The sequence below is a fragment of the Idiomarina sp. UBA4206 genome (assembly GCF_002383015.1).
Taxonomy (GTDB): Bacteria; Pseudomonadota; Gammaproteobacteria; order Enterobacterales; family Alteromonadaceae; genus Idiomarina; species Idiomarina abyssalis.
In genome coordinates this window covers 1,277-13,259 of the sequence record NZ_DFTS01000026.1, presented here as the reverse complement: position 1 = coordinate 13,259, position 11,983 = coordinate 1,277, and the positions used below count along the sequence as shown (strand labels likewise).

Here is an 11,983-nt window from a genome sequence, read left to right as displayed (position 1 = left end):
AGAAATTGGCACTGATTTAGAGCCGAAAGACGTTTTACGTTTTAAAGACTCTAAAAAATACAAAGACCGTATTTCTGCAGCACAAAAAAGCACGGGCGAAAATGACGCACTCATTGCGGAAAAAGGAACCGTAAAAGGTGTTCCTTTAGTTGCTGTCGCCTTTGACTTTAACTTTATGGGCGGTTCTATGGCATCAGTTGTTGGTGCTAAGTTTGTTCAGGCTGCGGAAGTTAGCCTTAAGCACCGCATCCCGTTAGTTTGTTTTTCTGCATCGGGTGGCGCTCGTATGCAGGAAGCTCTGATGTCATTAATGCAAATGGCGAAAACATCGGCAGCGCTGGCACGTATGAGTGAAGAGGGTATTCCCTTTATTTCTGTGCTGACAGACCCGACGATGGGTGGAGTTTCTGCAAGCCTTGCTATGCTAGGCGATATTCACATTGCGGAACCTAAAGCACTTATTGGTTTTGCTGGTCCGAGAGTTATTGAGCAGACCGTCCGCCAGACGTTACCTGAGGGATTCCAGCGTGCTGAATTCCTATTAGAGCATGGAGCCATTGATATGATTGTCGATCGCCGTAACATGCGTGACACAGTCGCTCGATTGTTGGCGAAAATGCAGAACCTGCCATCTACTGAAACGTCGGAAGTCAGTGTAAGCGAATAATGACTGCCGGACCGCTATCTGCCCCTGCAGCGTCAGCGTCGCTGCAGGAATGGCTGACTTATCTTGAAAGCATCCATCCCCAAAGCATCGACATGGGACTTGAGCGTGTGGCCAGGGTTGCAGCGAGTGCCGATGTACTTGAGCCTGCGCCTTTGGTTATTACGGTCAGTGGCACTAACGGAAAAGGCTCGACGGTTTGTTACCTCGAGACTATTCTACAGACAGCTGGCTACACCACTGGCGTCTACACGTCGCCACATATCGTAGAGTATCGCGAACGGGTTCGTATTAATGGTCAGGAACTGACAAACTCTGCACATACCGAAGCTTTTGCGGTCATTGAAAAAGCGCGTAAGAACACCTCTTTAACCTATTTTGAGTTTGGTACGCTGGCTGCTTTATGGCTCATGAAAGCCAATAAACCCGATGTGGTTATTCTTGAAGTCGGCTTAGGCGGACGGCTTGATGCTGTGAACTGTGTCGATGCTGATGTTGCAGTAATTACCAGTATAGGTATCGATCACATTGCATTTCTTGGTAATAATAGAGAGCAAATAGGGCGTGAAAAAGCAGGCATAGCGAGAACGGATAAACCATTAATTTGTGGTGAAGCCAGCCCTACAGCAAGCATTGCTGAAACGGCAGATCGCGTTGGTGCTAAGTTGTGGCAGGTCGGCAGGGACTTTCATCGAAATGAAAAGGCGGATAGCTGGAGTTACCGTAGTCAGTACACCCAGTTAAACGATTTACCTTTGCCTAAGTTGCCTATTATCAATGCTTCAACTGCAATTGCCGCTATCGAGCAGTTACCCTTGCCGGTTACGTTATCGGCAATACGAGAAGGCATAGCTAAGGCCGCGCTTCCGGGAAGAATGCAAACAGACTCCTATAAAAACTGTGAGATATTATTGGATGTTGCACATAACCCTCAGGCTGCTGCTTATGCCTGCCAGTATCTCGACAAATTTTACCCGAAGCATAAAGTGTTTGCCGTTGTTGGGATGTTAAGTGATAAAGACCATAGTGGGGTCGTTAAAGCTTTGAGTTCCAGAGTTTGCGACTGGTATTTAGGGTCTCTGTCGGAGCCTCGTGGCGAAACATCCGGGCAATTGGCGGTTAAAGCCAAACTACCTAATGAATCTTGCCACTTATTTGACTCAGTTGAGCATGCATTTTGCGAGGCTGTCCAGGCGGCGGAGCAATACCAGGCAAATAATGGTAAAGCTCTGGTTTTCGGCTTCGGCTCGTTTTACACTGTAGCGAGAATTACCGCGCATTTAAAAGGAGTTTGAGCTTTGTCCAGTCCTCTGCAGAATCGTCTTGTTGGCACTCTGATATTGGTGGCGTTAGCTGTCATTATTATTCCCGATATATTGGATGGTGAGAAGGCAGACCCGATTGAGCCAATGGAAACCATTCCGCTAAAGCCCACCGTTGAGGAAGAACTTCAAAAACCGGAAACCTTGTCGGATAAAACCGTGTCAGAACCGGTAATCGTTGAAGAATCTCTTCCTGAAGCAGAAAAGACTGCGGATTCAGCTGAGCCCATTAACGAGAGCAGTGATGCCCAGGCCCCGCCACGTGAGCCGGCTGAGTATGCTGCTGACGGTAAAGCCTGGGTTATCCAGTTGGGCGCATTTAGTAACGAGGACAGTGTTAAACGTTTGATCTCTCAGTTACGGGAAAAAGGCTTTTCGGCGTACTCGCAAAAGGCATCTGATGGTTCAATTAGTCGTGTTTTAGTTGGTCCGGATACATCAAAGACTGAGCTGGAGAAGCAATTAGGTCCGCTGAAGGAACTCACCGGGCTGCAAGGTAAGGTAATTACTTATCGGCCATGATTTTTGCAATATATGTGAAAAGAAAATCACATTCTCAGGCACATTCTGTTAAAATCCACCGCGTCTTTTGCGCAGCAATTGTGAGTCATTATGCTCTGGATTGACTATGCCATTATAATTGTCATCGGCCTTTCAACGCTGATCAGTCTGGTAAGGGGCTTTGTTAAAGAAGCCGTGTCTCTGGCCATCTGGATTTCAGCCTTTTTTATCGCGAGTCAGTTTTATCTCGATCTGGCAGTATACTTTACCGAAATTGGCGATCCTCTGGTAAGAAATGCCGCTGCAATAGCTGCATTGTTTGTAGCGACTCTTATTCTGGGCGCAATTATTAACTACATTCTTTCTCAATTAGTTCATCACACGGGCCTATCCGGAACTGACCGGGTTCTCGGTCTGGTTTTTGGTGCGTTACGCGGTGTATTAATTGTCAGCGCTTTATTATTTTTTATTGATTCCTTTACCACATTATCTTCCAGTGAATGGTGGAAGGAGTCTCTATTAATTCCTCACTTCGGTGTATTTATTCAGTGGTTTTTCAGTTATCTGGAAAACAGCTCCAGTTTTTTAGTCCCTCAACCTGTATAAAAAGGTGAAAAGACATGTGTGGTATTGTTGGTATTGTTGGTAAGCAGGCTGTTAACCAAGCGCTTTATGACGGGTTAACTATGCTTCAACATCGTGGCCAGGACGCTGCTGGTATTATGACAGTTGATGAGCATTGCACTTTACGCTTAAGAAAGGCCAACGGCTTGGTACGCGATGTGTTCCATACACGCCACATGCACCGCTTGGCAGGTAATGTCGGTATTGGTCATGTACGCTATCCCACCGCCGGTAGCTCAAGCTCTGCCGAAGCGCAGCCATTCTATGTTAACTCGCCTTTCGGTATTGCTATGGCACACAATGGCAACCTGACCAACGCTAACGATGTTCAGGAACATTTGTTCCAAACAGCTCGTCGCCATATTAATACCACGTCTGACTCAGAGATTTTGCTTAACGTATTTGCCAACGAGTTAGATAAGAACGAAAGTTTAACACTGAACGAAGAAGACGTTTTCCGCACTATGACAGCGGTCCATCGTCAGGTTCGTGGAGCCTATGCCGTAGTCGCTATGATTCTCGGCCACGGTATGGTTGCGTTTCGCGACCCATGGGGAATTCGTCCTCTGGCACTGGGTAAACGCGACACGGAAGATGGCGAGGAATATATTGTCGCGTCTGAGAGTGTTGCAATTGACGGTACTGGTTTTAAGTATGTGCGTGATGTCGAGCCGGGCGAGGCTATTTATATTACGAATGACGGTAAACTATACTCGCGCCAGTGTGCCGACAAACCCATGCATTGCCCTTGTATTTTTGAGTACGTTTACTTTGCACGCCCCGATTCATTTATTGATGGGATTTCGGTGTATGCCTCTCGTGTCAATATGGGGCGTAAGCTGGGCGAAAAACTGAAACGGGACTACGCAGATTTAGATATTGATGTGGTTATCCCAATTCCTGAAACCAGCTGTGATATTGCACTGGAGATAGCCAATGTTATGGATTTACCGTACCGCCAGGGGTTTGTGAAAAACCGTTATATTGGTCGTACTTTTATCATGCCGGGGCAGACTCAGCGACGTAAGTCAGTACGCCGTAAATTGAACGCTATTAGCGCTGAATTCCGCGGTAAGAATGTTTTGCTGGTTGATGACTCTATTGTTCGCGGAACAACCTCTGAGCAGATTATCGAAATGGCTCGCGAGGCTGGTGCCAAAAAGGTTTATTTCGCATCAGCAGCTCCGGAAATTCGTTTCCCGAATGTTTATGGTATTGATATGCCAAGTGCCAATGAGCTTATTGGTCATGGACGTGAAGCAATAGAGATTCGCGACATGATCAAAGCAGATGGACTCATTTATCAAGATCTTGATGACTTGATAGATGCAGTTGGTGCAGAGAATCGCTCAATAAAGCGTTTTGAAACATCGGTGTTTAGCGGTGAGTATGTAACCGGAGATGTTAGCCAGGAATATCTAGATCGTCTTCATGCAGCTCGTAACGACGTTGCCAGATCTGAGCGTGACGGCTCAGAAGACGCTAACCTTGAGCTGCATAACGATAACGACTGACTCAGCCTAACAGCAAGGCTGAGTCAGTAATTGCTCAGTCTTGCTGGAAAGGGTAAACCGAGCCTAACTTAAGAATTTGAGTCAGTTCATCCAGAGCTGAACGCGATTCTTCTAATAATGCCGGATCGCGTAAATCATCAACAGCCAACTCATCGCGATAGTGCTTTTCTACCCACTGATTTAAACGACTGAATAATTTATCAGACATTAAACAATTCTGGTTAGCCCCGGCGAGTTCTTCATCGTTCAATGCAGCTCGTAAACGCAGACAGGCGGGTCCGCCACCATTTCTCATGCTCTGCTTCACATCAAAAAATTCAACCCGCTTAATGGGGCTGTCACTGTTTTGAGTCAACTGTTCCAGATACGATCTGACACTGTCGTTCTCCTGACACTCTGTTGGCGCGATGATTGTCATTTGGCCATCGGGCGGTGTGATGAGCTGGGTATTGAATAAATACGTACTAACGGCGTCCTGAATACTTACCTGTTCAGTACCCACTTTAATGAAATGTAGTGGGTTATCACCGAACTTACGCTGAATTTCGGCCAATTTCGCTTCTGTATCGGCAAAAGCCTGCTCATGATAGAACAGTACGTTTTGGTTGCCGACGGCAATGACATCGTTATGGAAAACCCCTTGGTCAATTACGTCAGGGTTCTGCTGAATATAAACGGTATTATCTTCGCTCAGACCGTGCAAGCGAGCAATGGCTTGAGAGGCTTCTAAGGTCTGTCTTGCCGGAAAGCGTTTGGGCGCTGGTTTAGAACTGTCAAAGATATAACGGCCATAGACAAAGAGTTCGACTCCGGCGTGACCATACTCGCGACACAAACGAGTGTGATTGGCCGCACCTTCATCGCCAAAGTGCTCGTTGTCGGGTAAATGTGTATGGTGCTCGAAGTAGCGGCTATTGTTGAACATAGCTTGCAGGATACGACCACTGGTCTGTGGCTCTAATGAGCGGTGAAACTTATTGGTCAGGTTAGCCGGGGTAAAGTGTACTTTACCGTTAGCGGTGTCTGCACTTGGCGAAACGGTCGCAGCATTGGCGGTCCACATACTGGAAGCAGAGCAAACGGCCTGGAAAATAGCCGGAGCTTCGGTTGCTGCTTTATGTAACACTTCGGCATCAGTCCCGGTAAAGCCCAGGCGCCGCAAAGCAAAAATATCCGGGCGTTCCTGAGGAGCGAGTACTCCCTGCTTCATTCCCATATCGTGCAGTGCTTTCATTTTTTTCAGGCCTTGCAGGGCAGCACTTTTAGGACTGGATGAGGCTTTAGCGTTGGCCAAAGAGGCAACATTACCGAACGACAATCCAGCGTAATTATGAGTAGGTCCGACCAAACCGTCGTAGTTGACTTCGAAGTGTTGCATGCTCACTTTTCGATACTCCCTGCACGTATTGTGCACCTGATAATGTAAACTAAGGTGTCATTATACTGTTTTAAAACCGCCTTGAAAGCCTTTATTTTTCTGGCGTTTAAGCCCGTTCGCATAAATCTGACTGTTTATCTAACTTGTGCGAATTTTTATCAAATACTCGAGTTATGGTTGTTTCTGCTGACGATAACCGATATACCTAAAAAAGGCCGCTAATGAGCAATTGCACTTGTAATTGTTACTGTTAGCACGTATATACACGGTCATCTACAACAAGAGAACGATTATTCTATGGCAAAATCGCTCGTCATTGTCGAGTCTCCGGCAAAAGCCAAAACGATTAATAAATATTTAGGTAAGGACTTTGTCGTTAAGTCCAGTGTTGGTCATGTCCGTGATCTACCTACCCGAGCTACTGAGACAATCAAAAGCAAACCGGCAGCTGAAGTCCGGAAGATGTCCCCGGATGCAAAAGCTAAATATCAGAAAGAACGGGACTACAAGCGGTTAATTGCTCGTATGGGAGTTGACCCGGAAAATGATTGGGAAGCTCACTACGAAGTTCTGCAGGGTAAAGAAAAAGTCGTTAAAGAGTTAAAACAGTTAGCGAAAAAGTCTGAGGAAATTATCCTCGCAACGGATTTGGACCGCGAGGGAGAGGCAATTGCCTGGCACCTGCGGGAACTTATCGGTGGTGACGATTCCCGCTATAAACGCGTTGTGTTTAACGAAATTACCAAAAAAGCCATTCAGGAAGCTTTTGAGCACCCCGCAGAGTTGAATACGGACCGGGTCAATGCGCAGCAGACTCGCCGTTTTCTTGACCGTGTGGTCGGCTTTATGGTTTCTCCGTTATTGTGGAAAAAAATTGCCCGTGGGTTGTCGGCAGGCCGTGTGCAGTCAGTTGCTGTGCGTCTGGTGGTTGAACGCGAGCGCGAAATAAAAGCCTTTGTTCCGGAAGAGTATTGGGATGTTCATGCGGATTTAATGACGCCATCGGAAGACTCTCTGCGTATGCAGGTAATGAAGCAGGCGGGAAAAAACTTTCGCCCGGCTAATAAAGAAGAAACCGATGCTGCATTGGCGTTATTGAAGGGTTCAGGTTACGAAATTACCGGCCGTGAAGACAAGCCCACGTCGAGCAAACCCAGCGCACCGTTCATTACTTCAACACTTCAGCAGGCGGCCAGTACCAGGTTAGGCTTTGGTGTGAAGAAGACGATGATGATGGCTCAGCGTCTTTATGAAGCCGGTCACATTACTTATATGCGTACTGACTCAACCAATTTGAGTGCTGAAGCGGTTGATGCCTGCCGTGACTTAATAGCAAAAGACTTTGGTAAGAACTATTTGCCGGAAAGCCCGACTCGCTATGGTGCTAAAAGCAACGCACAAGAAGCCCACGAGGCTATTCGCCCGTCAGATGTGAAGGTGAAGTCAGAATCCTTATCTTCAGTTGAGCGTGATGCTCAACGTTTGTATGAGCTTATTTGGCGTCAATTCGTTGCTTGCCAGATGGTTCCGGCACGCTATGACAGTACGACCTTAACTGCCACTTCGGGTGATTTCGAATTAAAAGCGCGCGGACGGGTTATGCGCTTTGCCGGTTGGACTAAGGTGATGCCTCCGGCTAGCAGCAAGAAAGAAGGCGATGATAATCTGCCGGACGTAAAAAAAGGCGATGCATTGAAACTGGAACAACTGCTTCCAGAGCAACATTTTACCAAGCCACCGGCTCGCTATGGTGAGGCGTCTTTGGTTAAAGAGCTGGAAAAACGCGGTATTGGTCGCCCGTCGACTTACGCGTCGATTATTTCTACTATTCAGGACAGAGGCTATGTTCGGGTAGAGAGCCGTCGATTCTTTGCTGAAAAAATGGGTGAAATTGTCAATGACCGACTTGTTGAGAACTTCACCGAACTAATGAATTACAACTTTACGGCAGAAATGGAACAGGCATTGGATGATATTGCTGCCGGGAAGCGTGACTGGAAAGAAACCCTCGATAAGTTTTATGCGGACTTTAAAGAGCGGCTGGAAAAAGCTGAACTGGAACCTACTGAAGGTGGTATGCGTGAGAACAGTCTTGTTTTGACCGATATTGACTGTCCTGAATGTGGTCGAAAAATGGGAATAAGAACCGCTTCAACCGGAGTTTTTCTGGGCTGTTCAGGTTACAACCTGCCGCCAAAGGAACGCTGTACTAAAACACTGAACCTGACGCCGGGTGAAGAAGCGGTTGAGGTAACTGACGAAGAAGAACGTGAAACCGAAGCGCTTAGAGCGAAAAAGCGCTGCCCTAAATGCGGGACAGCGATGGATAGCTATCTTATTGACGAAAAGCGCAGGCTGCATGTTTGCGGTAACAATCCAACTTGCGACGGCCAATTGGTTGAAGAGGGCACGTTCCGGATTAAAGGGTACGACGGTCCAACTATCGAGTGTGATAAATGCGGCTCGGAAATGCAGCTAAAAAATGGACGTTTTGGTAAGTACTTTGGTTGTACCAACAGTGACTGCAAAAACACCCGTAAGTTGTTGCGTAGCGGGGAACCTGCGCCACCTAAAGAAGATCCGGTTCCATTGCCGGAGTTACCCTGTGAAGAGTCCGATGCTTATTTTGTTTTACGGGACGGTGCGTCAGGTATTTTCTTGTCAGCTAATACTTTCCCTAAGTCACGGGAGACCCGTGCTGTTACCGTAAAAGAACTTGCTCAGTTTAAAGACCGGTTACCGGAAAAGTTCAAGTATCTGGCGGAGGCTCCGCAGGAAGACGAGGACGGTAATGATGCTATTGTTCGCTTTTCGCGCAAAAACAAAGAACAATACGTGGTGACCGAAATCAAGAAGAAACAAACTGGCTGGAAGGCATTTTTCCGAGATGGGAAGTGGCAAGTACAGGACAAGTAGTTAATAACTTACGGGCAAAGGGTCACTTTGCCAATGGCGAATCAAAACCTGCTGGACTAACATAGCTGCGTGTCTAATGAAGGACACAGCACACTGGACATGGAGGTCCCATGTTATTGTCTCGCTTGGGCATAACATTTCCCGCTGCCTTTCCGGCAGCGGGTTTTTCTTTATTTAAGCCGGGCAAAACGCTGCGAAAACACTCCGGACAAGCCGGTATCGAGCTGTTAATTGTATGGCCGGTTATTGTGGCCGCTGTTTTTACTTTCGTTCAGGCACTGATTATCTGGTGGGGGCAGCAAACTCTAACGGTTGCTAATCAGTATGCTGTGCGCGCGGGTAGCATTAATAACGGCAGTCACAATGCCATGGTTAACACGTTAGTTGCGGGAATGGCGGGGCTTAAACCGCAACTCAGTACTGACAACAAAATGGTCGCTGTAACTGAAGCTGTGGTCGAGCAGCGACTTCATTACGCACAATTTGGTCAACTAAAAGTCTTGTCGCCTACGGTTGAGGATTTTCGGCAATTTGCCGATTGGCGCTGGGACGATGAGCTAAAGGCTGAGGTATTAGAAATTTCAGTTGACCACTACCACGCCCGTGCCAGTAGCGACGGTAGCGAACAATGGCACCAGGCAAGGGTATTGGTTATTGAAACCTATTGGTGCCTGCCTCTTGATATTCCTATTGCCGGCGAGTTTTTATCTGCGACTCAAACCTTACTGTCCGACTCTAAAGCAGCACGTTACTGCGCAACGCGCAGCCGGGTGTTCAATAAACCTCTATGGGCGTTATCGAATACCGCTCAGCATTCAATGCTAAGCGGCTATCGAAAGTAAACTAGCGAATATCGTGGTAGTCAACGCAGGCTTGTAAGGTATTTTCAATGAGTGAAGCTACGGTCATTGGTCCCACGCCACCCGGAACAGGCGTTATCCAGCCGGCTTTCTCAGAGGCTGTCTGGAACTCAATATCACCGGTTAAACGACCATCAGGTAGTCGATTCATACCAACATCAATGACGATAGCTCCGGGTTTAACCCATTCCCCCGGAATGAATTCAGGCTTCCCTACTGCTACAACTAAAATATCTGCTCTTTTAACGTGTTCAGATAGATCGTTGGTAAAGCGATGACAAACCGTCGTTGTAGCACCTGCCAAAAGGAGTTCCAGGCTCATTGGCCGGCCAACAATGTTAGCTGCACCAACGACAACCGCATTCAACCCATGCAGGTCGACTTTTGTGTGCTCCAGTAAGGTCATAATGCCTTTGGGGGTGCAGGGGCGTAGAGCGGGAATGCGTTGCGATAAACGTCCGACATTAAAAGGGTGGAAGCCATCGACATCTTTATCAGGGCGAATTCGTTCTAATATCGGAGTAGCATCAAGGCCCGCCGGCAGAGGCAGCTGAACTAAGATGCCATCGACAGCAGTGTCGTTGTTTAACTTTTCAATCAGCTCTTCAAGTTCCTGCTGCGTTGTCGTTGCCGGTAAGTCATAGTCAAAGGAGCGAAACCCGACATCTTCACAAGCTCGCCGTTTATTTCCTACATAAACTTCGGAAGCCGCATCGCTCCCAACTAAGACAACCGCCAGGCCTGGTGCTCGTAGCCCGGAGTTAACACGTTCTTTTACTTGCTGTTTGACGGCCTGACGTACAGTGGCTGCAATGGTTTTACCATCGATAATCTGAGCTGGCATAATGACGTTCCCAAAAGTGAGAGAATTCAAGGTGATATATGGGTTCCATTGTAACTTTTTTCTGCCCTGAATGTCACCGGTTGTTGGTTTAGTCGTCAGGTTGACGTAAAAGTAGCCATTCGGCACCGATAACAGAAAAAAAGTTTGACGGGTCAGTCTTCAACAGGTAATATTCGCCCCCGTTGTCAGCCAGCATTTGCTTTTTAAAAGCTGCGTCTGATACGGCTTTCGGAGAAATTCGGCGATTAGCGCAGTTTGGTAGCGCACTTGGTTTGGGTCCAAGGGGTCGCAGGTTCAAATCCTGCATCGCCGACCATTACACTCTTTGACCTTTTTCTTTTCAGCCAGTACTGCTACATTTAAGTCATATATAAATAAAACTTTCACTGTTAACCCGTGGCTGGAGTTATTGTTATGGACTTTAAGAAAAGTTTAAAGAATCCCGCTGAAGCGTTTGATTCCCCGCAAGCTGTGTTTGATCATCCAGACCTTTCAAACCAGCAAAAAATAGAGCTGTTGCAGCAATGGCGTTATGATGAGCTTGAAACGGAAGTTGCCGACCAAGAAAATATGGGTGGCGATAAGCCGGATAAACTGGGCGAAATCAATAATCTACTTCTTGAGCTGGAAGACAAATCTTAAGTATTTTTCTCACCGAATAAAGTGAAGTTTAAAAATTGCCGCTCGGGACTCGACTCCGGGCGGTCTCCTCGCTATAATGCTGCGTCATTTTTAAAGGTCAACGCCGTTGCCGTATCTCATTTTTTATAATGATAAATTGATGCGAGTGACATTCATTGATTGAAACCGAGGTAATGAAGCAATGCAGGTTTCTGTAGAGACAACTCAAGGTTTAGAGCGTCGTGTGACTATTACAGTCCCGGCAGATGCAATTGATAGCGAAGTAACACGCTTATTAAAAGAAGAATATCGCCATCGTCGCGTGAATGGTTTCCGTAAAGGAAAAATTCCGCCAAATGTACTGCAAAAGCTGTTTGGTCGCGAAGCACGTTCACGTGCAGCTTCAAGTGTTATGCAAAGCAAATACTTTGAAGCGGTTATGCAGGAAAAGTTGAACCCTGCTGGTGCACCTGCAATTGAGCCTAAAGTCAATGAACCAGGTAAAGACCTTGAGTTCACTGCAACGTTCGAAGTGTATCCGGAAGTAGAAGTTCAAAATCTGGAAAAAGTGAAAGTTGAGAAGCCAGCTGTTGAAGTTACCGAAAAAGACGTAGACAACATGTTGGAAACGTTGCAAAAGCAGCACGCTGACTGGAAAGAAGTTAAGCGTAAGTCCAAAAAAGGTGACCGTGTCACTATGGATTTTGTTGGCTCTATCGACGGTGAAGAATTTGAAGGC

11 protein-coding genes and 1 tRNA gene are annotated in these 11,983 nt (G+C 46.9%); 10 read left to right on the top strand and 2 right to left on the bottom strand.

Features of this window, described 5'->3' with window-relative positions:
• The 5 genes from accD to purF form a co-directional block, all read left to right on the top strand.
• A partial coding sequence (gene accD, locus B3180_RS05810) for an acetyl-CoA carboxylase, carboxyltransferase subunit beta (protein WP_286843494.1) occupies window positions 1–667 on the top strand: 667 nt, incomplete at its 5' end.
• Window positions 667–1,959, top strand: coding sequence for a bifunctional tetrahydrofolate synthase/dihydrofolate synthase (folC, locus tag B3180_RS05805; protein ID WP_273023412.1), 1,293 nt, complete (start codon window positions 667–669; stop codon window positions 1,957–1,959). The genes accD and folC, both read left to right, overlap by 1 nt.
• Before the next feature lie 3 nt (window positions 1,960–1,962).
• On the top strand, window positions 1,963–2,508 hold the full coding sequence (locus B3180_RS05800) for an SPOR domain-containing protein (RefSeq protein ID WP_199494613.1): 546 nt from the start codon (window positions 1,963–1,965) through the stop codon (window positions 2,506–2,508).
• Between the two features lie 90 nt (window positions 2,509–2,598).
• Window positions 2,599–3,093: a CvpA family protein gene (locus B3180_RS05795; protein ID WP_054486977.1), complete on the top strand. Its 495-nt coding sequence runs from the start codon at window positions 2,599–2,601 to the stop codon at window positions 3,091–3,093.
• Between the two features lie 14 nt (window positions 3,094–3,107).
• The gene (purF, locus tag B3180_RS05790) at window positions 3,108–4,625 is read left to right on the top strand and encodes an amidophosphoribosyltransferase (protein ID WP_054486979.1); all 1,518 of its coding nucleotides are present in this window, start codon (window positions 3,108–3,110) and stop codon (window positions 4,623–4,625) included.
• 34 nt (window positions 4,626–4,659) lie between these two features.
• Here purF and astB read toward each other — a convergent pair whose 3' ends face one another.
• Entirely contained in the window at window positions 4,660–6,003 is a 1,344-nt protein-coding gene (astB, locus tag B3180_RS05785; RefSeq protein WP_286843500.1) for an N-succinylarginine dihydrolase, read from the bottom strand.
• 297 nt (window positions 6,004–6,300) lie between these two features.
• On the opposite strand from astB, the gene topA reads away from it, so the two are divergent.
• Together topA and B3180_RS05775 are read left to right on the top strand one after the other, a co-directional pair.
• Window positions 6,301–8,919, top strand: coding sequence for a type I DNA topoisomerase (topA, locus tag B3180_RS05780; protein WP_273023415.1), 2,619 nt, complete (start codon window positions 6,301–6,303; stop codon window positions 8,917–8,919).
• Between the two features lie 110 nt (window positions 8,920–9,029).
• Window positions 9,030–9,761 (top strand): pilus assembly protein, encoded by a 732-nt coding sequence (locus B3180_RS05775; protein WP_278358349.1) that lies wholly within the window; start codon window positions 9,030–9,032, stop codon window positions 9,759–9,761.
• A gap of 1 nt (window position 9,762) precedes the next feature.
• On the opposite strand, the gene folD is transcribed toward B3180_RS05775, so the two are convergent.
• Window positions 9,763–10,623, bottom strand: a complete 861-nt coding sequence (gene folD, locus B3180_RS05770) for a bifunctional methylenetetrahydrofolate dehydrogenase/methenyltetrahydrofolate cyclohydrolase FolD (RefSeq protein WP_286843490.1) — start codon at window positions 10,621–10,623, stop codon at window positions 9,763–9,765.
• A 239-nt stretch (window positions 10,624–10,862) separates the two neighbouring features.
• Between folD and B3180_RS05765 the strand changes: the two genes are divergently transcribed.
• From B3180_RS05765 to tig, 3 genes are all read left to right on the top strand, one after another.
• A tRNA-Pro gene (locus tag B3180_RS05765) sits at window positions 10,863–10,939 on the top strand.
• A 98-nt stretch (window positions 10,940–11,037) separates the two neighbouring features.
• Window positions 11,038–11,265: a hypothetical protein gene (locus tag B3180_RS05760; protein ID WP_199494405.1), complete on the top strand. Its 228-nt coding sequence runs from the start codon at window positions 11,038–11,040 to the stop codon at window positions 11,263–11,265.
• Window positions 11,266–11,446: 181 nt separating this feature from the next.
• Window positions 11,447–11,983 (top strand): trigger factor (tig, locus tag B3180_RS05755; RefSeq protein ID WP_286843488.1); only part of this gene is annotated, 537 nt, incomplete at its 3' end.